Below are 21,748 nucleotides of genomic sequence, written 5' to 3' on the forward strand. Positions count from 1 at the left end.
CGTTTGTGACCCATCAGGAACACCTTTTACCTTTATTGGTGGTGGAAGATGACGCCGCTATACGTGAGTTATTAGAAGAAGAGCTCAACGACGCGGGCTATGACACGCTAGGCGTCCCTAGTGCCGAAGACGCCTTGGCGCTACTCAGCCATACACCTGTAGCAATGATGATTACGGATGTACGTCTTCCAGGAATGACCGGCATTCAGTTACTTCAGCAGCTACGTCAAAGTGGCAGCGAACTAGGCATTATTGTCATTACTGCCTTTGGCACCATTGACCAAGCCGTCGAGGCGCTAAAGCTGGGAGCCGATGATTTTCTAACCAAACCACTGGATTTAGATGCGATTCGCGAGGCGGTTTTTCGTGTCTTAGAACGCCAACGCCTGTCTCTCTCTCACGACACTGAACTGAGCCACTTTCACGGCATTGTCGGAAAAAGCTCCGGCATGCAGTCTCTGTTTCATGATGCTTCACGGCTGGCTAAAAGCGATGCGCCTATTTTGATTCTGGGCGAAAGCGGCACCGGTAAAGAACTATTGGCCCGGGCTATTCACCAAGAAAGTAAACGTCATGAAGCACCTTTTGTGCCCGTTAACTGCGCCAGCATTCCTGTTGATTTAATGGAAAGCGAATTTTTTGGCCACGTGAAAGGAGCATTCACCGGGGCAAACGAAGCGCGCCGGGGGCTGTTTCATAGCGCTCAAGGCGGCAGTCTTTTTTTGGATGAGATTGGCGAAATGCCCGTTAATCTTCAAGCCAAACTACTGCGTGCGCTGCAGGAAAAGACAGTACGTCCGGTTGGCGGCGAACGTGAAGAGCCGGTAGATGTACGTATTATTGCTGCTACCCATCGCAATCTTGAAAAAGAGATTGAACAAGAAAACTTTCGCAGTGACTTGTTCTATCGCCTTGAAACGTTCTCGCTGCGCATTCCACCGCTACGTGAGCGGGGTACCGATATAGAGCATCTCGTGTTTGCATTAATCGACAAACATGCTGAAGCTCAGAGCAAGCAGATTGAACAAATTGAGCCCGAAGCGCTGAACAGCCTGCTGAATTATCCCTACCCTGGCAACGTACGCGAGCTGGAAAACGCGATTATGCGTGCCGTGACATTGAGCGAAGAAGGCGTATTGCATCACAAAGATTTGCCAGAACGTCTACGCGAACAGGCCAGCCAACATAGCGGTTCGGAAATAACGCCAACACTCAGTGGAGAAGTATTGCCTGGCACTCAAGTGCCAGCGCCTACCCCTGCACGCTGGCCCAGCTTGGAAGAAGTAGAAAAGCGCTATATTCGCAAAGTGCTGGAAGCCACTGGCGGCAATAAGCGGCGCACCGCTGAAGTGTTGGGTATTGCTCGACGAACGCTTTATCGTCGACTGGAAGATAACGAAGAATAATTTAATACAAATGCCGGTCACTCATCCATGTGACCGGCTCCTATATATCGATAGACTTCTCTACGTTGCCAAAATAATGCGCAGGCAATCCTTTTTAAAGAGGGCTTTTAGACAGAAAGGCTTTTAAAAATAGTCACTAATTACATAAAAAAAACCCCCGCGGGCGCGGGGGGAAAGGATGATAAACCGTGTGGAGCAGCCGCAGGGAACAGACAGCTGGGTCGGCTTATCATCGTAGGGAGCGTCAACGATTACTGGCTGCTGCTCATATCATCGTCATTCTCATCAGCACCTGGCATCGGGTCAGTACCTTCACCAAATCCTGGATTTTCCTCAGGATCTTCTACGTCACTAGCTTCTTCGCTGGGCATAGACTCTTCGTCGGGCATCGGTTCTTGCGATGCCGCGGCATCGTCGCTTAACCCAGGGTCTGCAGATGTAGAGTTGTCGGCCGCTGCAGGCTCATCGTTCATCATGGGATCAGAAGTAGTGTCCATGGCGGCATCATCATTTGCAGTAGAAGCCTGTCCAGTGGAAGAAGTCGCATCCTGTTCCATTGTCTCTGGCTGTTCAGCAGGCGGCATGGGCTCGTCATCATTACCACAACCAGCAAGTGCAAGTGTGCTTACAGTGGCTGCTAACATACACAAAGTAAGCACACGGGGGCGTTTAATAACTTGATTAACGTGGTTGTCCATAAGGCTTACCTCCCTTCTAGCCAAAAATATCGATTAACTGAATATACCAGTACACAGTTCGTGCCAAAAACCATAAAAAATAATAAAAATAATAAAAATCAAAGACTTAAAAACTTAAAAAAACATAAACTCTTCCCTGAGCTAATGGTTACTGTGGGTTCAAACTGACACATGTGACGACTTTTGATACTCAGCGCAGGGGGCGTTGTGACACACACTACTCACATATGTATAATAAATATTAATAAATAACCAAACCAAAACTTAAATTTTAATTATGAACCGTTTTGTGTCGCTGTTTGCAAGGAAAGCCATTTGGTGTTGGAAATCGATCTGAGCAACGACACAAGGCTGCTCATTCACGCAAAAGGCACCGCTGATGGACGAGACACGCCCTGTCAAAATTCAGGTTCGCGGCTTAAGCAAGGTATTTGGCAAACAGCCGAAAAAAGCCCTTGAGCTTCGTGATCAAGGTTTAAAACGCCCTGAAATTCTTGAGAAAACTGGTCAAACATTAGGCCTTTCAAACATCTCATTCGACGTCTATGAAGGTGAGCTTCTTGTCATTATGGGACTTTCTGGTTCTGGCAAGTCAACCTTGATTCGTTGTTTAAACCGCCTGATTGATACCACCGAAGGTGAAATAATCATTGATGGCGAGAACATTCCTACGTTAAGTGAAAAGGCGCTGTTAGAGTGTCGCCGCCGCCATTTTTCTATGGTTTTTCAGAACTTTGCACTGTTCCCGCACCGCACCGTACGCCAAAACGCCGAGTTCGGGCTTGAAATTCGCGGTGTAGATAAAGCAGAGCGTAAGCAAATTGCCCAAAGCGCGCTAACGCAAGTGGGCCTTGATGGCTGGGAAGAAGCTTATCCAAATCAGCTTTCTGGTGGTATGCAGCAGCGTGTCGGTCTAGCCCGCGCCCTGGCGAATGATTCCACCGTGCTATTAATGGATGAAGCCTTTTCAGCGCTGGATCCTTTAATCCGAAAGGATATGCAGCAAGAGCTGCTGCAACTGCAATCCAAAATGCAGAAAACGACCGTCTTCATCACCCATGATTTAGATGAAGCACTCAATATCGGCGACCGCATCGTGCTGCTTAAAGATGGCGAAGTCGTACAGATTGGTACACCGGAAGAAATTTTAACCCAACCGGCCGATGACTATGTGCGCCGCTTTATCGAAGGCGTCGATCGTTCGCGGGTGTTAACCGCCGAGAGCGCCATGCGCCCCGTGCATTCTACCGCCCGTGAAAGCGACGGCCCGCGCACAGCACTTCATCGTATGCGTGACCACAGTATTGATTCCATTTATGTCACTGATCGTGATCGCCGCTTAATAGGCTTATTAGAGGCCGAGTCGGCAAGCAAGGCTATTGATGCCAAGTCAGAAACGATTACTGACTACCTGACTCAAGACTTCCGCAACGTCCATCCTGAAGAACCCCTACAAAACCTGTTTGCTATGTTTAGCGACAAAAGTTTCCCCATCGCCGTCGTTGACAAGCAACAGCGGTTGCTAGGTGTCGTTGTGAAGGGTGCGGTACTGGACGAATTAGCACGAGCAGGAGAACAGTAATGAATATTCCACGCATACCTCTTGGCGAATGGATTGAAAGCGGCCTGACCTGGTTAACCAGCGAATATTCAGCTGTAACCCGGGCAATCTCCCGCTTCACTCAGACCGGCATTGATGTATTAAACGACAGCTTGATGTGGTTACCTGAGTGGGCGCTACTTGGGTTAATCACCCTGCTCTGCTGGAAATTAGCGGGCACTCGCCTAGCGATTGGCGCGGTCGCTGGGCTAGCCTTGATTTGGAACCTGGGTCTCTGGAACCCGATGATTGAGACGCTCACCCTGGTGGTCTTCGCGACCCTGGTTGCCGTGGTTATCGCATTGCCTGTAGGCATTGCGGCGGCATTATCTAATCGGCTTTACCGATTGATTATGCCGATATTGGATTTCATGCAGACCATGCCTGCATTTGTCTACTTGATACCAGCAATTCCATTTTTTGGCATTGGCTCTGTCTCCGCCATTTTTGCGACAGTCATTTTCTCGATGCCACCAGCTATTCGCTTCACAACGTTAGGTATTCGCCAAGTACCCGTTGAGCTTATTGAAGCCGCCGACGCCTATGGCGCGACGCGCAGCCAAAAACTTTTCAAGGTTCAGCTTCCGCTCTCGCTACCCACGGTAATGGCGGGTATTAACCAGACCATTATGCTGGCACTCTCAATGGTGGTTATCGCCGCCATGATTGGTGCAGACGGTCTGGGTAGTGAAGTGTGGCGCGCTATTCAACGACTACGCCCTGGTGATGGCTTTGAAGCCGGTATCGCCGTAGTCATTCTGGCCATGCTACTTGATCGTTTAACTCAATCATTACGAAAAACACGACGCTCACAGTGAATCAATACATGAAAGGTTATGCAGACAATCACGCTGCGTTGACCAATCTTCTTGATGCGCTCTTTATGCATGCGCATGCTGGTCGTGTCTTCGAGTTCTTAATTTAAATGCATCTGATAGCATGCTTACTAAGGTGGTGGCACTCACTCACACGTTTGATAACTGCCACGACTATTTCCCCAAGGAGCAAGTGAATGAAAACTCGTACGTTAAATCACCGTATCCGCCTCGCCTCATTAGCCCTCATTGCTGGCACTGGCGTTGCCACTGGAAGTCTGGCCTACGCCCAAGATCAGGGCACTGTAAACCTTGCCTATGTTGAATGGTCGTCTGAAGTAGCGTCTACCAACGTAGTCGCTGCTGTATTAGAACAAGCTGGTTTCGATGTCGAGCTAACGTCGCTTTCTGCTGCCGCCATGTTCCAGGCGCTTTCTACTGGCGATGCCGATGCCATCGTCGCTGCTTGGCTACCCACTACTCACGCTGACTACATGGAACGTGTAGGTGGCAATATTGAAGATCTCGGCATGAACTTGGATGGCACCAAACTGGGGTTGGTCGTTCCGGCTTACACAGATGTTAACTCTATTGCCGACCTCAACGACAACGCCGACAGCTTCAACGGCGAGATCATCGGTATTGACCCCGGTGCGGGCCTGATGGCTCTTACTGAAGAGGTCGTGGATACCTATGACCTCGGGCTGCGTCTGCGTAGCGGTAGCGGTGCCACCATGACCGCCGCGCTTTCAAGCGCTATTAACAATGAAGAAGATATTGTGGTGACTGGCTGGACGCCACACTGGATGTTTGCCCGCTTCGATTTGAAATACCTCGAAGATCCTGAAAGTGTCTATGGTGGTGCTGAGCAGATTCACACCGTGGTGCGCCAAGGTCTAAAAGATGACTTGCCGGAAGCCTACGCTATCCTTGACGCTTTTGAGTGGACGCCCGAGCAGATGGGTGAGGTCATGTTGATGAATCAGGAAGATGGCAGCGACCCCTACGAAAATGCCAAGCAATGGGTTGAAGATAATCAAGATGTAGTCGAGCAATGGCTCAATAGTTAATGCCAAATAGTTAATGCCGTGAGTCTTACAGTAGCAACAGAGGACTGCGGCCCTCTGTTGCTACTGTAAATACCAGTGTAGTAAAAGCTATTTTCATGGCTGTGTGCAGCCCGTTGAATAAAGATTAAGCAACGTTTGTTATTGTACTGATGGTACGCCCGCTAGCTAATGCCTGCTAGGAGTGAGGTGTTGATGACAAAACGTTGTTGATGTCAAAACGTTGTTGATGTCAAAACATAGTACTCCTCGAATGCATAGCCGTTTTTGTTCAACATGGAGAGGCTAAAGTGGATAATCCTGATTCAAAACGCTCCCCAGATGAGCCGGTCTCAGAGGGCATTCCCGCCCCTGATGGTCCAGCGAATCTAATAGATACCGATTACGTTATCGGCCAAGACAACATCACCACCAGCACGATGGGCGTGAACCTTGATTTGCATGGCAAGGTATTCACCATTTCGTCGATTGTGGTTCTACTGTTTGTCGTTTTAACACTCGCCCTACAAGACACTATTGCACCGGTTTATGACGCTATTTTTAGTTTCTTGACCGGTAATTTGGCGTGGTTCTTTATTTTTGCCGCCAATATTTTCGTTATTCTGTGTCTTGGGTTAATTATCTCCCCACTTGGTAAAATCCGCATTGGCGGCGCTGATGCAAAGCCCGACTTTACCTATGTGGGTTGGTTTTCAATGCTATTTGCCGCGGGCATGGGCATTGGCCTGATGTTCTTTGGTGTTAACGAGCCGCTGACCCACTTTGGTACATCCTTTGATGGTGGAAGCTGGGCACCATTAGCAGGCGCTGAAGGTGATGCTGCTGGCGCAGCGGCGCTCGGTATGGCAGCCACTATCTTTCACTGGGGTCTACACCCCTGGGCGATTTACGCAGTAGTAGCACTGTCTCTTGCCTTATTTTCGTTTAACAAAGGGCTACCGCTGTCTATGCGCTCGGTGTTCTACCCCATACTGGGTGAGCGCGTCTGGGGCTGGCCAGGGCATCTAATCGACATTCTGGCCGTATTTGCCACACTGTTTGGCTTAGCGACATCACTTGGTTTGGGCGCGACTCAAGCAGCAGCAGGTTTGACTTACCTGTTCGGCGCGCCAGAAAGCGATATTACGATGATTCTGCTCATCATCGGCATAACGATCATCGCTATCGGTTCAATTCTGGCTGGTGTCGATAAAGGCGTTCAGCTCCTCTCAAAAATCAACATCGCCATGGCGGCTTTGCTGCTTTTCTTCGTTATTGCCGTTGGCCCAACACTGCTTATCGCAACAGGTTTCTTTGAAAATCTGCTTAACTATGTTGTTCATCTGCCAGCACTGTCGAATCCGTTTGGCCGTGAAGATGCGAACTTTAGCCAAGGTTGGACTGCCTTCTATTGGGCTTGGTGGATCTCCTGGTCTCCGTACGTTGGCATGTTTATCGCACGGGTTTCCCGCGGCAGAACCGTACGCGAATTCTTAATTTCGGTACTGTTGGTGCCATCTATTGTCTCGGTACTTTGGATGACCACCTTTGGCGGCACCGCTATCGATCAGTACGTTAGCCAAGGTATTGAAGCCGTGCGCGACGCGGGCGTGGACCTGCAATTGTTCATCATGCTTGAGCAACTGCCGCTGTCACAAATCACCTCGTTTGTTGCTATTTTGCTGGTCATTATTTTCTTTGTGACCTCTTCTGACTCAGGCTCACTGGTTATCGACTCCATTACCGCAGGCGGCAAGGTGGATGCACCGAAGCCTCAGCGCGTGTTCTGGGCGATTATCGAAGGGGCTATCGCAATTGCGTTGCTGCTTGGCGGTGGTTTGACCGCTCTGCAAACGATGGCGGTTTCTACCGGCTTTCCGTTCACCATCATCTTGCTAGTGGCATGTTATGCCATTATCAAAGGGCTGATGAGCGAACCCAAAGCGGTATAATATAAATCGCTATCCCTCGCACCGAATCGCAAACGGGCAGCCAAATGGCTGCCCGTTTGCGTTAAGTAATGCCGCGATGCTCACACCCAAATATCTTTCAACCGTGTTTCAGGTGTGTAGTGGTGACTGATCTGAGCTTGTAACAATTCTGCTGTCGCAAGGGCATCAACCAGCGCGTGATGACCTTGATAGGCAGGTAAGCCATAGCGTTCACGGCTGGCATTTAAACGAATTGAAACCGGTGGGCGCCCCAGCCAGCGACGAAACCGTGCCCACAATGTTTGTCGATGCATGCGCGCCTCAAGCGACATCGTATCGATCATTGGAAACATCAGCCCTTCTCCCCGACGTGCTTTCACGGCAGCATCGAGAAACGGGCGTTCAATATTACGAAAATGCACCACCACCAATCGCCCTGCCAGCATAACTAATAGTTCATCCAGCACTGCGTCAAAATCAGGCGCAGTAGCAATTTCAGAATGAGTGATGTGATGGTAAGCAATGGACTCCTCATCCAGGGGCCTAGAAGGTTTCACTACCCAGTAGCGACGTTGGGCGAGCGGAATGCGGTCCAATGTAAAAGGCACCACGCCAATACTGACAATCGCATGTCGCCGTTCGTCCAGCCCTGTTGTCTCCATATCTAACGCTACCATCGGTACTTGCGCGATAGGTGTATCCGGGCTGGGTAGCGGCGTTGCAAAGAATTGCTTAAGCGCGACATTTTGGGTCTTTTCGGCACGCTCAGCCATATAGCCTATCCAGTTAGCTTGAACTACTTTTTGGCGGGGCCGGATACCATGCATATTATCGCCCCTGCCGCTGCGCGGGTACTGGATAGCGGAACTTCAAGAATTTTTGCGCATTGTTGAGTACTTGGAAAGCATCTTTTAGCGTATGGCGCTCGCTGTCATCAACATTCTCCGGCTCAATATTGTTATCGGGGAAACGGTCTTCCTGCAGGTCTATCACTTGATGACGAATCCGCGACATACATAAAAATTCCAACGCATAGCTCAGTTTGTCGCTAACGCCCGTTGCCAGTAGTTGAGTGTTGCTAATATCGTTTAAGCGCTGGAACGAGTTTTGCGCTTTAGACCCACAGGCCAGTGCATGTACCCGAATAAGGTCAACCATAGGGGCGGTACCACGCCGTTTTAGGTTGATAGAATTATTATGTTTTCCATCTTTTTCCATGACAAATGTGCGGAAGAACCCAAGCGGCGGCGTTCGATTCAGCGCATTACGGGCCATGGCTGCCAAAAACAGGGGCGACTGGGGGGCCGTTTGGGCAATCAAATCCTGGAGTGCTTCAACAAAGTGGTCTTCGCCGTAAATGCTGTCTAAATCGAAGAAGATCGAGCTATGGAGCAGCCTTTCAGGGGTGGGGTTCGCCATCCAATCTTGAAAATAGCGCTTCCAAACATGCAACGGCTGACGCCATTGGCGGTTGGTCGCCATCACATCGCCCTTGCAATAGGTATAACCACAGGCATCTAGGCCATCGCTTACAAAGGCCGCTAACGCGTGAAAGTAGCCGTCATGCTCGTCAGGATTAAAATCATCTGACAAGATCAGTGCATTATCCTGGTCAGTGACGATACTTTGCTCATTTCGCGCCATGGAGCCATTAACCATAAAACAGTAAGGCACGGGCGGTGGCCCTAGCGCTTCTTCGGCAAGCTCTAACAGCCGCCGCGTAAAGCTACGCCCAATGGTCGACAGGGCACTCCCCACCATCTGCGAATTAGCACCTTCTTGCACCATTCTTACAAAAGCAGCGCGCACATCTGGAGCAAGTTTTGCCAACCCCTGGGCGCTGGACTGGTTGAAAATATTGCTAACTAGGTACAGCCCGCTTTGAGTCTCGTAACGAATAATATCGGAAAGATGAACAACGCCAACGGGACGCTGGCGGTAAAGCACCGGCAAGTGATGAACATTGTTGCGCAACATCGTCAGCATGGCTTCGTAAACCGATGCATCCGACTGAATGGTAATTAACCGCTCAGAGACAACCTCTCCAATGGCCGTTTGCGCTGATAATCCTTCAGCTACAATGCGGGTACGGAAGTCACTATCCGTCAAAATGCCGCACATTTGCCAGGTTTTACCTTCGCTGTCTTGAAAGCTGTAACGCGGATTATTACTGCCTTCATTAATTACCAACACCGCCGACGCTTGAGCCTCGTTCACTTGTTTAGCGGCTTGCTGAACGGTGGTGGTGGACTCAACCATAACGGGATAACGCGTTACCAATTTGCGTATCCGCGTGACCATCATGTCGTTAGATTTCTTCTGCTGCTCTGCTGCGGTTTCTAAACGGGGGCGTTCCAGCTCAACAAAGTCAGCAAAATCATCGTCTTCTTCACAAAGTCGCTGAAAGACGACATTGGGTATAAAGTAGATGAGCGTATCTTCGATCGCTTTAGCGGGTAACCGCACTTTATGGTTTCTCAGCAGGCTAAAATGCCCAAAGATATCCCCTTCGCCCAAGCGGTTATAAAGTTCACCTTGACGACGATATACCTCAACGGCTCCGCTGCGGATATAGCACAACTCCGTGAGCATATCGTCAAACTTTAATATATCGCTACCGGTTTTGTAGTAGCGTACTTGAACCTGCTCGGCAATGGCGTCTAGCAATACATCCGATAAGCCATCAAACGGGGGGAACTGCCCCATATGCTGACGTATTTCTAACAGTTCAACATCCATGCGATCTCCTGCACTTGGCGCGGCAGCATCATCAATAGATGAAGTTTGTCTTGGATAGCGTGTACCGTAAACCCTCCAGTCACAAATGAGAGTTAACAAAAGAAAAAAACCCAGCGTAGAACGCTGGGTTTGCATTGGATCAAACGAGTTATGCTACATAGGTGCTAGCTCAAGGAGAACTACCATAGAACCTATCACCATAACTTTAAGCTAGGGTTGTCATAAACAGAGTTACGACTGGTTAGCCATTTCCTGAACACGCTGCATCATTTCAGGGTCTTGCTGGATTGACTGACCAATGGCGTTAAAGGTATCAACATCTAGACCGCTATCTTCAACGACTTCTATCATGCGGTCGTTGGCTTCAGCGCGAACTTCCTGTTGAGTGGACTCATCTTCTGCTTCCTGCAGACGCTGTGTGTACTCTTGAGAGATCACGGCGATTTCTTGAGAAGCATCGGCAAACTGTTGTAGCTGCTGATCAGAAAAATCTTGAGCGGGCGCTTGCTGGGTAGCCATCTGATCCTGAGCAGGGTCTTGAGTTTGCTGCGCGTGAGCGGTGCCAGCCAGAAGACCAGTAGCGAGAAGAGCAGCAGAGAACAGAGCAGTCATACGTTGCATAGAAAGAAACCTCATTGATGCGTTATGAATGTGCACCGTGTGACGCGTTGTTCAGGAACAGGTTCAACTTTTTATGTAAAAGTTAGTAACAGAAAGAACACAACGTAACAATAAAGCACGCAAAGAATCCCTATTCAGAGGAATTATGACCAATAATATCAATTACTTAAAAAATATAAACATGCCTTCTTTAGGCCTTGCCGCCATGCCTGGTTTATTTGTTTTACTCTGGAGCACGGGGTTCATTGGCGCAAAATTTGGCCTTCCCTACGCAGAACCTTTCACGTTTTTGTTTATTCGTTTCGTGCTCACCCTGATGCTGCTTATTCCACTGACGTGGTTAATGCGCATTGCCTGGCCTTCATCGCCAGTACTCTGGCTGCATATAGGCGTTTCAGGACTTTTGGTACACGGCACTTATTTAGGTGGGGTTTTTTACGGTATTTATTTGGGCATGCCTGCCGGGCTGGCAGCGTTATTGGTTGGCCTTCAACCCCTGTTAACAGCAGCCTGTGCAGGCCCGCTGTTGGGTGAACGCCTAACCACCCGCCAATGGCTAGGGCTATTGCTTGGCCTTGTGGGCATCTGTCTAGTATTAGGCAGCAAGTTAGAGTTCGGCACCTCGCTTTTTTCTGGCTTTGGCCTTGGCGCCTTGGTCAGTGTGATGGCTGCGTTGGTGGGGATTTCATTGGGGACGCTTTATCAGAAACGCTACTGCACCAGCATGCCACTTCTTTCCGGGGCGGTCATTCAATACATAGCGGCTGGCATGCTATTGGGCATTGGTGCATTGCTGTTTGAAACCCGTCAGGTCGAATGGAGCTTAACGTTTGTGCTCACTCTTGGCTGGCTAGTACTTATTCTGTCTATCGCCGCCATCTTGCTATTAATGGCGTTGATTAAAAAGGGGGAAGCCTCCCGCGTTGCCAGTCTGTTTTATCTAGTACCTCCGGTCACTGCGCTACAAGCGTGGTGGCTTTTCGACGAGCGCCTGCCCCTACTCGGACTAGCAGGTATGGTTATTGCCATTGCAGGGGTGGTCATGGTGGTACGCAAACCTAGCAGCAAAGGAGAGGCTTAGAGCGCTACAAACGCTCCAAGTAACGGACACCACCTAGATTACGCATTTGCTGAAGAACCCACTGGCTGCGGCGCTCTACCTGAGCGTCTGGCCGTGACGCGCTGCGGGTACGCGGACTAGGAAGAATAGCCGCTAGTAGGCTTGCTTGCCGTTCGGTCAATGCACTTCCAGACGCCCCAAAATAGTGCCCCGCCGCCGCTTCTAGCCCAAATACTCCCGTATCCCACTCAGCGACATTTAAATACACTTCTAGTATGCGTTGTTTACCCCAGAGCATCTCAATCAGCAGCGTAAACCATACCTCTAGCCCCTTACGTGCCCAGCTACGGCCGCTCCATAAAAAAACATTCTTAGCTGTTTGCTGGCTTAGCGTACTGGCCCCCCGCAGCCGTTCGCCATCAAGACTGGCCTTCAGAGCACGCTTTAATTCAACTAAATCAAAACCACGATGCTGAGGGAAACGCTGGTCTTCAGCAGCAATCACCGCCAATTTGGCATTGCTAGATAGATTTTCCCAGCTTCTCCATTGGCGCTGTATGTCGATAGGTTCGCTGTTTATCCAGCTCTGAATTTTGCGCTCTACCATCACCATCGAGCCAGGAGGTGGCACAAATCGGAACAGTAAAACCAGCGCAGTAGAGAGAACAATAAAAGCCAGCGCGCCACGCCAAATAAGACGCCATATCAAACCAAGAAAACGGCGCAACGCGCGATTGAGCATTTCGATATCCTTAGCGCTTCATGAGGTGTTCTGCATGATAGCGCATATGCTCCTCAATGAACGAGGCGATAAAGAAGTAGCTATGATCGTAACCTGGCTGGCGTCGCAATGTCAGTGGGTGATCATGCGCTTCACACACCGCTTCTAAACGCTCCGGCATCAGTTGCTCATCCAGGAACTGGTCGGCCTCACCTTGATCGATAAATAGCCGCTGACGAGAGGCACCATTAGCGACCAGTTCACAGGCATCGTACTGGCGCCAACGTGACTGGTCTTCGCCCAAATAGCTGGTAAACGCTTTTTGCCCCCAAGGACAGTTCATGGGGTTAACAATAGGTGCAAAAGCGGAGACCGAACGGAATCGACCAGGATGACGCAATGCCAGGATTAACGCGCCGTGACCGCCCATGGAGTGACCACTAATCGACTCACGCCCATTCACAGGGAAGTGCTGACGCACCACTGAAGGCAGCTCTTCAATCACGTAATCATACATGCGGTAATTCGATTTCCAGGGAGTTTGAGTGGCGTTCACATAAAAACCCGCACCCGACCCTAGGTCGTAACTTTCATGCTCACCGGGCAGCTCGGTGCCGCGTGGGCTGGTATCGGGGCAAACAATCGCCACCCCTAGCTCAGCAGCGATACGATGTGCGCCCGCTTTCTGCATAAAGTTTTCATCGTTACAGGTTAAACCTGACAACCACCAAAGCAGCGGAACGCGCTCGTTCTCTGCCTGAGGAGGCAGGTACACCGCGAACACCATGTCGCAATCCAGCGCCCGGGAGTAGTGGCGGTAGCGCTTGTGCCAGCCACCAAAACTGCGATTGGCTGACACTAGTTCTAAAGTTTCACTCATGCTCATGGGCAGGCTCCTTAAAAAGATGAAAACGCGGAGGGTTTCCCCTACCGCGCTCATTTACCCTATTACCAATGATACTCAGTAATGCAGCACGGTACGAATGCTCTTACCTGCATGGAGCAAATCGAAGGCTTCATTAATTTGCTCAAACGGCATGTCGTGGGTAATAAAGTCGTCGATATTCAGTTCGCCGTTCATATAGCGTTCGACGTAACCCGGTAACTCACTGCGCCCTTTAACACCACCAAACGCAGAGCCTTTCCAAACGCGCCCGGTGACTAGCTGGAAGGGGCGCGTGGAGATCTCTTCGCCAGCGCCCGCGACACCGATAACAATAGACTCACCCCAGCCCTTATGACAGCACTCAAGGGCCGAACGCATCACATTAACATTGCCGATACACTCAAAGGAGTAATCAACGCCGCCATCGGTCATATCGACGATGACCTGCTGAATCGGGTCGCTGTAGTCTTTCGGATTAACGAAGTCAGTCGCGCCAAACTGCTTGGCCAATTCGAATTTATCGGGGTTCACATCGATGGCAATAATCTTCGAGGCCTTCGCCATTACCGCCCCTTGAATGACCGCCAAGCCAATCGCGCCCAAACCAAAAACGGCGATGGTGGAGCCTGGCTCTACTTTTGCCGTATTCAGTACCGCACCGATACCGGTAGTAACGCCGCAGCCCAATAGGCAGATTTTATCCATCGGCGCTTCTTTGGAGACCACCGCAAGCGATACTTCCGGCAGCACGGTGTACTCGCTGAAAGTCGACGTGCCCATGTAGTGATGCAGCATTTTGCCATCTAGTGAAAAGCGCGAGGTGCCATCCGGCATCACACCTTTACCTTGAGTAGCGCGCACGCTACCACACAGGTTTGTTTTACCAGAAAGGCAGAATTTACATTTGCCGCACTCGGCGGTGTACAGCGGGATAACATGGTCACCCGGCTTAACGCTGGTCACACCCTCACCAACTTCCTGTACCACACCAGCGCCTTCGTGGCCCAATACCGCTGGGAAATTACCTTCAGGGTCAGCGCCAGAAAGAGTATAAGCATCGGTATGGCATACACTCGTCGCCGCCATCTTAACCAACACTTCACCCGCTTTCGGGCCTTCAACATCGATCTCAACTAATTCAAGCGGTTTACCCGCTTTGAGTGCTACAGCTGCGCGTGATTTCATCTATGCATCTCCTTAACGGTCACATAAGAATAAATACTGTTTTGTCGGACTCGTTTTAATCGAATCAGATTTAATGCCTGCAGTGTAGGCCAGCTAGGCGAGTGGGATAAAGCGGGATACACTCACAAGATTATTGCCACTGAGCAACAATCTGATATTAATGAAGGATAGCCGTGCAGCGTTGGGATCGTATAGAGGCATTCGTCGAGGTGGTCAGGCTGGGAACATTCTCGGCCGCCGCACGTCATTTAAAGGTATCGACATCGCATATCAGTCGCCTGGTGAGTCAGCTTGAGAATCAGCTGGGCGTTCAGCTTTTGTACCGTACAACACGGCAAATTCGCTTAACCGATGCAGGGGCAATCTACGTAGAGCACTGCCGCCATCTCTTTGATGGCCTGCGCGATGCAGAGCAAGCGATCAGCGAGCTTCAGGCAAATCCACGTGGGCTGCTGAAACTGACCTCAGCAACGACGTTTGGCGAGCGCTATATCGCGCCCCTGGTGAATGACTTTCAGTGCCTGCATCCGCAGCTTGAAGTGCATATGCACTTCACTAATCGCCCCGTAGAAATTATTGAAGAAGGCTACGATATTGCCATTCGTATGGGAGTACTCAAAGACTCTAGCTTGATAGCTCGGCGGCTATGCGAACGGCAGGAGTATGTCGTGGGCTCGCGGTCTTACTTCCGCCAAGCTCCCAGGCCACACACGCTGTCGGAACTTAGCCAGCACCGTTGCCTGATAGGTTCACGTCCTAACTGGTTGTTTGAAGTCAACGGGCAGCGCCGCGAAGTTAAAGTGGAAGGCTGCTGGAGCGGCAATTCTGGGCCCGCGCTGCTTGATGCCGCGCTTAAAGGGCTGGGACTTGCCCAACTGCCGGATTACTACGTGGCCCCCTATCTTACCAGTGGTGAACTGGTGTCCGTTTTGGAGCCTTTCCAACACAACGATACAGCTGTATGGGCGGTGTATCCCCGTCACCGCCATCTATCACCTAAAATACGTCAGCTTGTCGATTACTTGGTGGCCAATATTGACGCTACCTTGCCCCCCACCAACTAACACTCGATAGCGTTAACAGCCAAGCCACCTTTTGACGTTTCTTTGTATTTATCTTGCATATCTCGACCAGTGTCACGCATGGTACGAATCACTTTGTCCAACGATACAAAATGCTCACCATCACCATGCATCGCCATACGTGCAGCATTGATCGCCTTCACCGAGGCAATGGCGTTTCGCTCAATACACGGCACTTGAACCAACCCCGCCACGGGGTCACAAGTAAGGCCAAGGTTATGCTCTAAACCAATTTCAGCAGCGTTTTCCACCTGTTTAGGCGAACCGCCTAGCACGTCTGCAAGCCCCGCTGCGGCCATCGCACAAGCAGAGCCGACTTCCCCCTGGCAGCCAACTTCCGCGCCGGAAATAGACGCGTTCTTTTTACACAAAATCCCTATCGCTCCCGCCGCCAATAAAAAGGCCACTATATCGTCGTCACAGGCATCTGGCTCAAATTTCAAATAGTACGCCAGTACAGCGGGCACAATACCTGCGGCACCGTTAGTTGGTGCGGTGACCATCCGTTTACCCGCAGCGTTCTCTTCATTCACTGCCAGCGCAAACAAATTGACCCAATCCATCACAGTAAAACTCGACACAATCAAGCGTTGATTCTTAGGTGGTGAAAGCAGCTGTTGATGAAGCCCATGGGCTCGCCGCCGAACGTTCAATCCTCCAGGCAGGTACCCCGTCGCTTTTAGGCCATTTTCAATGCTGGTACGCATGGCTTGCCAAATCGTCAGTAGCTCTGAACGAATCACCTCTTCACTGCGCCATGCTTTTTCGTTTTCAAACATTAATTCACTGATACGCAAACCATTTGTTTGGCAAAGCGCTAACAGTTCATTTGCCGTTTCAAATGGGTAGGGCAGTGCCGTTTTGTCTTCGTCTAAACCACCTCGATCGGCGCAGGCTTGGTCAACATAAAAGCCACCACCAAGGGAATAATAGGTATTTGTCGCGATAACCGTATCGTGCTGATAAGCCGTTAACACCATGGCGTTTGGGTGAAATGGTAAGCACTGTTCGTCCCATTCAATATCCCGGGTACGATCAAACGATAGCGTCTGCCCATTGGGCAGCGTTAGTTGAGCGCCTTCATCCAGCGCGCGTAGCCGCTCAGCAATGGTGTCAGGATCAATTGTCTCTGGCGTTTCGCCCATTAAGCCCATGATGACCGCACTATCAGTACCATGGCCGATGCCGGTAGAAGCTAACGAACCGTGGAGCCTAACCACAATGCGCGTCAGCGACGGTGAAGTAACCGCCTGACTAAAATCGCGGGCCGCACGCATCGGCCCAACCGTATGAGAGCTTGATGGACCAATCCCAATCCTAAAGAGATCAAAAACGCTTATTGCCATTGTGTTGTCCGCCCCTCAGCGTTAGTTGTTGATTACCTGACTGCTACGTTACCGTGTAGCTTTAAGTCATCATTAGTCGAGCAGCTCACATTAAGTTCGACGTGCGGGCATAGTAAGGTGGCGATATAATAAATATCCTTCTGTGCATGTTTTTAAGCATCTCTCTTACAACGTCATCTCTCCGATAAGGATGTTGGTATGCCATCTTCCCCACCGCAGTGGCCAATCAGTTTTGGATACACGCTCCTGCGTGCAACGCTTTATGTACTTTTTATCGCGGGTATTGCTCAGGGAGGTTATTTTGAAGCTCTCTATCTACCTGAAGTGCGCTATACCGAATTAGGCTTTACGGAATTTGCACAAACCCTCGTGCTGGCCAGTTGTTGTGGCCTACTAATTTATGTGCGCCAAGTGCTCAAAGTGTGGCCTACCGTCACGCTTCTATTGCTGGCATTTGTAGCTGCATCACTGGTACGCGAACAGGATTACTTTCTAGATTACTACGTTGCAGATAACACCTGGAAAGTGTTGGTATCGCTCATTGTAATACCTAGCCTTGTTTGGGTGGTTGTCCAGCGTCGCCGATTTATTGAGGAATTTTCACATTATAGCAATACGTTCGCGTTTGGACTTTTCACTGGCGGTGTGCTCGTTACTTATATTTTCTCCCGCCTTTATGGTCGCCAAGACTTTTGGCGAGCCGTCATGCAGGACGACTATATCCGCGAATTTAAAGATGTTGCTGAGGAAGCCATCGAGCTTTTAGGCTATAGCTTAATTTTGTTTGCCATGATTGAGCTTCTATTGATTGCTCGGCGTATTCATAAGGCGCGCCAAATCGCTCGCTAACCCGACCTTCCTTGCTTACTAATTACCCTTCGCTCTCGCCGCCTTACGCCCTGCGTAGGCGGCATTCATTTTTTACATCTCGCTATACACAAAGCCATTTGCGCCGCTGTTGGCTTCAACGTAGTGTCGTTCGCCGGACTTATGGGCATATTTGCTAAAAAATAACCTACTGACGACACAAATTTTATGACAAATTCACAAAATCGCGAAGAAACCCTAAAGCGAGGTGCTTTTACTCGCTTTCTTGATAGCGTTGAGTGGCTGGGCAATCTACTTCCCCATCCTGTAACTCTATTCGCTATTTTATGCCTACTGGTAGTAATCGCCAGCGGCATCGCCGGCGCATTAGGGGTATCTGTTGCCGACCCCCGCCCTGCTAACGAAGGTGAATGGATAGCGGTTAATTCGCTGCTCAATGCCGAAGGCCTGCGCCGTTTAGTCACTGAAATGGTGACCAACTTCACTAGCTTTGCACCACTGGGTACGGTACTGGTGGCCATGTTGGGGGTCGGCGTTGCTGAACACTCGGGCCTGCTTTCAGCCAGCATGCGTGCACTGGTTCTCAACCGCTCTCCGCGCATCGTCACCTATGCAGTGGTGTTTGCCGGTATCATGTCAAACATGGCAGCCGAACTTGGCTATGTCGTATTGATTCCTTTAGCAGCCATGATTTTCCACTCATTAGGACGTCATCCATTGGCGGGCCTAGCGGCCGCGTTCTGCGGTGTTTCTGGAGGCTACAGCGCTAACTTACTGATCGGCACCGTTGACCCACTGCTATCGGGCATCACCCAGGAAGCAGCGCGTCTTCTCGACCCCGCTTACATTGTGGGCGCAGAAGCTAACTGGTTCTTTATGTTCGCCAGTACGTTCTTTGTCACCCTTATTGGTGGCTTTGTTACTGAGCGCATCGTCGAACCCAAGCTAGGCAAATTCGATTCCGCCTATGCTGATAGCGACATTGATAACCAGCGCATGGAGGGGCTATCCACATCAGAGAAGCGCGCCTTAAAAGGGACTGGGCTTGCGACACTAGCATTAGCAACTCTAGTCGCGGTCATGGTTGTGCCCGAAAGTGGCATATTGCGAAACCCCGAAACCGGGCTGATTAGCGGCTCGCCCTTTTTGCGTGGCATTGTAGTGATTGTCGCGGTGTCCTTCACCGTATTGGGGTTTGTCTATGGCCGCCTGGCAGGCACCATGCAAAATGATCGCGATATTGTCGATGCTATGGCGAAAAGTATGAGCAGCCTCGGCCTTTATATCGTTCTGGTCTTTTTTGCGGCACAGTTTGTAGCGCTGTTTAACTGGAGCAACTTTGGCACTGTCACAGCCGTTGCCGGTGCCGATCTGCTGCAGTCCTTGGGGCTACGCGGCCCAGGTCTGTTCGCGCTGTTTATTATTATGTGTGCGTTCGTCAACCTATCACTAGGCAGCGCTTCAGCACAGTGGGCAGTAACAGCTCCCATCTTTGTACCGATGCTAATGCTAATGGGCTATGCTCCTGAAGTAATTCAGGCGGCATACCGAATCGGCGATTCGGTTACTAACTTAATTACACCCATGATGAGCTACTTTGGTTTAATACTTGCCGTAGCAACCCGCTATCGCAAAGATATGGGCATTGGTACGTTGGTAGCGATTATGCTGCCCTACACGCTATTTATGCTGATTGGCTGGAGCCTGCTGTTCTTTATTTGGGTATTCGTTTTTGGCTTGCCTGTCGGCCCTGGGTCAGCCACGCATTACACGCTGTAAGCTTTATCAACATATAACGCTCATGGCATAACGCAAAAAGCCCGCCGTTCATGGAACGGCGGGCTTTTTGTTCACAGCGACAAGTACGAGAACTAACTGATCACTCGTCTAGGAACGAACGCAGCGGCTCAGAGCGACTCGGATGGCGTAGCTTGCGCAGCGCCTTTGCTTCGATCTGACGAATCCGCTCGCGAGTAACGTCAAACTGCTTACCCACTTCTTCTAGCGTGTGGTCGGTATTCATATCGATACCGAAACGCATGCGTAGCACTTTCGCTTCACGAGCAGTTAAGCCGCCAAGGACGTTACGCGTTGCTTCGATCAAGCCTTCGCCGGTGGCCATATCAATCGGCAACAGCATAGTGCCGTCTTCGATAAAGTCACCTAAGTGCGAATCGTCGTCGTCACCAATCGGCGTCTCCATAGAGATTGGCTCTTTGGCAATTTTTAGCACCTTGCGTACTTTGTCTTCCGGCATTTCCAGACGTTCGCCCAGTTCTTCCGGTGTTGGCTCGCGGCCCATTTCCTGCAGCATCTGACGAGAAACACGATTGAGCTTATTGATCGTCTCGATCATGTGCACCGGAATACGGATGGTGCGTGCCTGATCCGCGATCGAACGCGTAATCGCCTGACGAATCCACCATGTGGCATAGGTCGAGAACTTGTAACCGCGGCGATATTCGAACTTATCAACCGCTTTCATCAAGCCAATGTTGCCTTCTTGGATTAGATCCAGGAACTGCAGGCCACGGTTGGTGTATTTCTTCGCAATCGAGATTACCAAACGCAGGTTAGCCTCAACCATCTCTTTCTTAGCACGACGTGCTTTCGCCTCGCCGATAGAGAGCTTGCGGTTAACTTCTTTGAGATCGGCCACGGTGAGCTGCACCATGTCTTCTTCAAAGGCAATTTTGCGCTGAGAGCGAGCAATATCGGCGCGCAATGGTTCAAGACGGTCAGCATACTTGGGCTGCGCTTCCTGGAAGGTGTCCAACCATTTTGGATTAGACTCGTACCCAGGGAACGACTTAATGAAGGTTTTGCGCGGTACTTTAGCTTTCTTCACGCACAGCTGCATAACCGCTTTTTCTTGAGCACGCACCTGCTCAACGCTAATACGTACTTGGCCAACCAGACGCTCAAAATGCTTCGGCACCAACTTAATAGGCGAAAACAGCTCGGCTAAACGCGACTGCTCACTTTTAAGCTCCGCACTACCACGACCATATTTCGCCAACGCAGCTTCAACAGCGGCATTCTGCTCACGGATTTGTTCGAAACGAGCTTTCGCTTCTTCCGGATCAGGCCCGCCTTCGCTGGCGGTGCTGTCGTCATCTTCGTCGTCACCGTCGCTGTCGAGATCATCATCTTCGCTCAACTCGGCTTCAGGCTCAGGCTCGGGCACTTCGGCTTCTGCAACGCCTGGAATCCCCTCGTCGGGGTCTATAAAGCCAGAGAACAGATCAGATAAGCGACCAGGCGCTTCTTCATCCTGCGTGGCATCATAGGCATCCAGGATAGAAGCAACAGCGCCAGGCAAATACGCCAGCGCTGACATCACTTCCCGCGTGCCCTCTTCTATCCGCTTGGCGATTTCGATCTCACCTTCGCGGGTTAGAAGTTCAACCGTACCCATCTCGCGCATGTACATGCGCACGGGGTCGGTGGTGCGACCGACGTCGCTTTCCACGGCGGCGAGTGCCGCAACGGCCTCTTCCGCAGCGGACTCGTCCGTGGAGTGATCCGACATCATCAAAGTGTCTTCATCTGGCGCTTCTTCAACGACACTAATACCCATGTCGTTGATCATGCCAATGATGTCTTCCACTTGATCCGGGTCGGCGATATCCTCGGGTAGATGGTCGTTGACCTCGGCATAGGTCAGGTAGCCCTGTTCCTTGCCGCGCGCGATCAACTCCTTCAGACGTGACTGCTGCTGCGCATTTCCAGCCATAGAAACCCTATCTCGACGAAGAAGAATGAAACACCTGGGGCGCTGAAT

18 protein-coding genes are annotated in these 21,748 nt (G+C 50.6%); 9 read left to right on the plus strand and 9 right to left on the minus strand.

The genetic code is table 11. From position 1 onward, the window contains the following. The first annotated feature begins 5 nt into the window (after positions 1–5). Positions 6–1,406 (plus strand): sigma-54-dependent transcriptional regulator, encoded by a 1,401-nt coding sequence (locus B6A39_RS14005; protein ID WP_083006683.1) that lies wholly within the window; start codon positions 6–8, stop codon positions 1,404–1,406. 251 nt (positions 1,407–1,657) lie between these two features. Here the strand turns inward: B6A39_RS14005 and B6A39_RS14010 are convergent, their stop codons facing one another. After that, on the minus strand, positions 1,658–2,104 hold the full coding sequence (locus B6A39_RS14010; protein WP_083006684.1) for a hypothetical protein: 447 nt from the start codon (positions 2,102–2,104) through the stop codon (positions 1,658–1,660). A 379-nt stretch (positions 2,105–2,483) separates the two neighbouring features. Between B6A39_RS14010 and B6A39_RS14015 the strand changes: the two genes are divergently transcribed. The 4 genes from B6A39_RS14015 (at position 2,484) to B6A39_RS14030 (ending at position 7,517) form a co-directional block, all read left to right on the plus strand. Next, the gene (locus B6A39_RS14015; protein WP_083006686.1) at positions 2,484–3,686 is read left to right on the plus strand and encodes a quaternary amine ABC transporter ATP-binding protein; all 1,203 of its coding nucleotides are present in this window, start codon (positions 2,484–2,486) and stop codon (positions 3,684–3,686) included. Next, positions 3,686–4,522, plus strand: a complete 837-nt coding sequence (locus tag B6A39_RS14020; protein WP_083006688.1) for an ABC transporter permease — start codon at positions 3,686–3,688, stop codon at positions 4,520–4,522. Before B6A39_RS14015 ends, B6A39_RS14020 begins: the two co-directional genes overlap by 1 nt. Positions 4,523–4,716: 194 nt before the next feature. Continuing rightward, positions 4,717–5,589 carry a glycine betaine ABC transporter substrate-binding protein gene (locus B6A39_RS14025; RefSeq protein WP_083006689.1) on the plus strand — a complete coding sequence of 291 codons (873 nt, stop codon included), beginning with the start codon at positions 4,717–4,719 and terminating at the stop codon, positions 5,587–5,589. Positions 5,590–5,876: 287 nt separating this feature from the next. Next, positions 5,877–7,517: a BCCT family transporter gene (locus B6A39_RS14030; RefSeq protein WP_083006691.1), complete on the plus strand. Its 1,641-nt coding sequence runs from the start codon at positions 5,877–5,879 to the stop codon at positions 7,515–7,517. Positions 7,518–7,597: 80 nt separating this feature from the next. Here B6A39_RS14030 and B6A39_RS14035 read toward each other — a convergent pair whose 3' ends face one another. The 3 genes from B6A39_RS14035 to B6A39_RS14045 form a co-directional block, all read right to left on the minus strand. After that, the gene (locus B6A39_RS14035; RefSeq protein WP_083006693.1) at positions 7,598–8,323 is read right to left on the minus strand and encodes a 3'-5' exonuclease; all 726 of its coding nucleotides are present in this window, start codon (positions 8,321–8,323) and stop codon (positions 7,598–7,600) included. 1 nt (position 8,324) lies between these two features. Beyond that, positions 8,325–10,235 carry a DUF294 nucleotidyltransferase-like domain-containing protein gene (locus tag B6A39_RS14040; RefSeq protein ID WP_083006694.1) on the minus strand — a complete coding sequence of 637 codons (1,911 nt, stop codon included), beginning with the start codon at positions 10,233–10,235 and terminating at the stop codon, positions 8,325–8,327. Between the two features lie 231 nt (positions 10,236–10,466). After that, a complete protein-coding gene (locus B6A39_RS14045) occupies positions 10,467–10,856 on the minus strand; it encodes a DUF4168 domain-containing protein (RefSeq protein ID WP_083006696.1) in 390 nt (129 codons plus the stop codon). A gap of 181 nt (positions 10,857–11,037) precedes the next feature. Here B6A39_RS14045 and B6A39_RS14050 point away from each other — a divergent pair, with 181 nt between their 5' ends. Further along, the gene (locus B6A39_RS14050; protein ID WP_442906254.1) at positions 11,038–11,937 is read left to right on the plus strand and encodes a DMT family transporter; all 900 of its coding nucleotides are present in this window, start codon (positions 11,038–11,040) and stop codon (positions 11,935–11,937) included. Between the two features lie 4 nt (positions 11,938–11,941). Here the strand turns inward: B6A39_RS14050 and mtgA are convergent, their stop codons facing one another. The 3 genes from mtgA to B6A39_RS14065 form a co-directional block, all read right to left on the minus strand. Next, positions 11,942–12,658: a monofunctional biosynthetic peptidoglycan transglycosylase gene (gene mtgA / locus B6A39_RS14055; RefSeq protein WP_083006700.1), complete on the minus strand. Its 717-nt coding sequence runs from the start codon at positions 12,656–12,658 to the stop codon at positions 11,942–11,944. Positions 12,659–12,668: 10 nt separating this feature from the next. After that, positions 12,669–13,523 (minus strand): S-formylglutathione hydrolase, encoded by an 855-nt coding sequence (gene fghA, locus B6A39_RS14060; protein ID WP_083006702.1) that lies wholly within the window; start codon positions 13,521–13,523, stop codon positions 12,669–12,671. 75 nt (positions 13,524–13,598) lie between these two features. Beyond that, a complete protein-coding gene (locus B6A39_RS14065; protein WP_083006703.1) occupies positions 13,599–14,708 on the minus strand; it encodes an S-(hydroxymethyl)glutathione dehydrogenase/class III alcohol dehydrogenase in 1,110 nt (369 codons plus the stop codon). A gap of 173 nt (positions 14,709–14,881) precedes the next feature. Between B6A39_RS14065 and B6A39_RS14070 the strand changes: the two genes are divergently transcribed. Then, positions 14,882–15,772, plus strand: coding sequence for a LysR family transcriptional regulator (locus B6A39_RS14070; protein WP_083006705.1), 891 nt, complete (start codon positions 14,882–14,884; stop codon positions 15,770–15,772). Here the strand turns inward: B6A39_RS14070 and B6A39_RS14075 are convergent. Next, positions 15,769–17,136: an L-serine ammonia-lyase gene (locus B6A39_RS14075; protein ID WP_083006707.1), complete on the minus strand. Its 1,368-nt coding sequence runs from the start codon at positions 17,134–17,136 to the stop codon at positions 15,769–15,771. The genes B6A39_RS14070 and B6A39_RS14075 overlap by 4 nt on opposite strands. A gap of 198 nt (positions 17,137–17,334) precedes the next feature. Between B6A39_RS14075 and B6A39_RS14080 the strand changes: the two genes are divergently transcribed. Together B6A39_RS14080 and B6A39_RS14085 are read left to right on the plus strand one after the other, a co-directional pair. Further along, positions 17,335–17,985: a hypothetical protein gene (locus B6A39_RS14080; RefSeq protein WP_083006709.1), complete on the plus strand. Its 651-nt coding sequence runs from the start codon at positions 17,335–17,337 to the stop codon at positions 17,983–17,985. A gap of 186 nt (positions 17,986–18,171) precedes the next feature. Continuing rightward, positions 18,172–19,743: an AbgT family transporter gene (locus B6A39_RS14085; protein ID WP_083006711.1), complete on the plus strand. Its 1,572-nt coding sequence runs from the start codon at positions 18,172–18,174 to the stop codon at positions 19,741–19,743. Positions 19,744–19,843: 100 nt separating this feature from the next. Here the strand turns inward: B6A39_RS14085 and rpoD are convergent, their stop codons facing one another. Then, positions 19,844–21,700 (minus strand): RNA polymerase sigma factor RpoD, encoded by a 1,857-nt coding sequence (rpoD, locus tag B6A39_RS14090; protein WP_083006712.1) that lies wholly within the window; start codon positions 21,698–21,700, stop codon positions 19,844–19,846. Positions 21,701–21,748 lie beyond the last annotated feature (48 nt).

The sequence above is a fragment of the Halomonas sp. GT genome (assembly GCF_002082565.1).
Classification (GTDB): Bacteria; Pseudomonadota; Gammaproteobacteria; order Pseudomonadales; family Halomonadaceae; genus Vreelandella.

What these genes read in the sequence shown, in the direction of transcription:
- B6A39_RS14050 (WP_442906254.1), top strand. Translation starts at nt 11,038, where the DNA reads ATGCCTTCTTTAGGCCTTGCCGCCATGCCTGGTTTATTTGTTTTACTC.
- B6A39_RS14025 (WP_083006689.1), top strand. Translation starts at nt 4,717, where the DNA reads ATGAAAACTCGTACGTTAAATCACCGTATCCGCCTCGCCTCATTAGCC.
- B6A39_RS14045 (WP_083006696.1), bottom strand. Translation starts at nt 10,856, where the DNA reads ATGCAACGTATGACTGCTCTGTTCTCTGCTGCTCTTCTCGCTACTGGT.
- B6A39_RS14010 (WP_083006684.1), bottom strand. Translation starts at nt 2,104, where the DNA reads ATGGACAACCACGTTAATCAAGTTATTAAACGCCCCCGTGTGCTTACT.
- B6A39_RS14065 (WP_083006703.1), bottom strand. Translation starts at nt 14,708, where the DNA reads ATGAAATCACGCGCAGCTGTAGCACTCAAAGCGGGTAAACCGCTTGAA.
- B6A39_RS14015 (WP_083006686.1), top strand. Translation starts at nt 2,484, where the DNA reads ATGGACGAGACACGCCCTGTCAAAATTCAGGTTCGCGGCTTAAGCAAG.
- mtgA (WP_083006700.1), bottom strand. Translation starts at nt 12,658, where the DNA reads ATGCTCAATCGCGCGTTGCGCCGTTTTCTTGGTTTGATATGGCGTCTT.
- B6A39_RS14040 (WP_083006694.1), bottom strand. Translation starts at nt 10,235, where the DNA reads ATGGATGTTGAACTGTTAGAAATACGTCAGCATATGGGGCAGTTCCCC.
- B6A39_RS14080 (WP_083006709.1), top strand. Translation starts at nt 17,335, where the DNA reads ATGCCATCTTCCCCACCGCAGTGGCCAATCAGTTTTGGATACACGCTC.
- rpoD (WP_083006712.1), bottom strand. Translation starts at nt 21,700, where the DNA reads ATGGCTGGAAATGCGCAGCAGCAGTCACGTCTGAAGGAGTTGATCGCG.
- B6A39_RS14020 (WP_083006688.1), top strand. Translation starts at nt 3,686, where the DNA reads ATGAATATTCCACGCATACCTCTTGGCGAATGGATTGAAAGCGGCCTG.
- B6A39_RS14035 (WP_083006693.1), bottom strand. Translation starts at nt 8,323, where the DNA reads ATGCATGGTATCCGGCCCCGCCAAAAAGTAGTTCAAGCTAACTGGATA.
- B6A39_RS14085 (WP_083006711.1), top strand. Translation starts at nt 18,172, where the DNA reads ATGACAAATTCACAAAATCGCGAAGAAACCCTAAAGCGAGGTGCTTTT.
- fghA (WP_083006702.1), bottom strand. Translation starts at nt 13,523, where the DNA reads ATGAGCATGAGTGAAACTTTAGAACTAGTGTCAGCCAATCGCAGTTTT.
- B6A39_RS14075 (WP_083006707.1), bottom strand. Translation starts at nt 17,136, where the DNA reads ATGGCAATAAGCGTTTTTGATCTCTTTAGGATTGGGATTGGTCCATCA.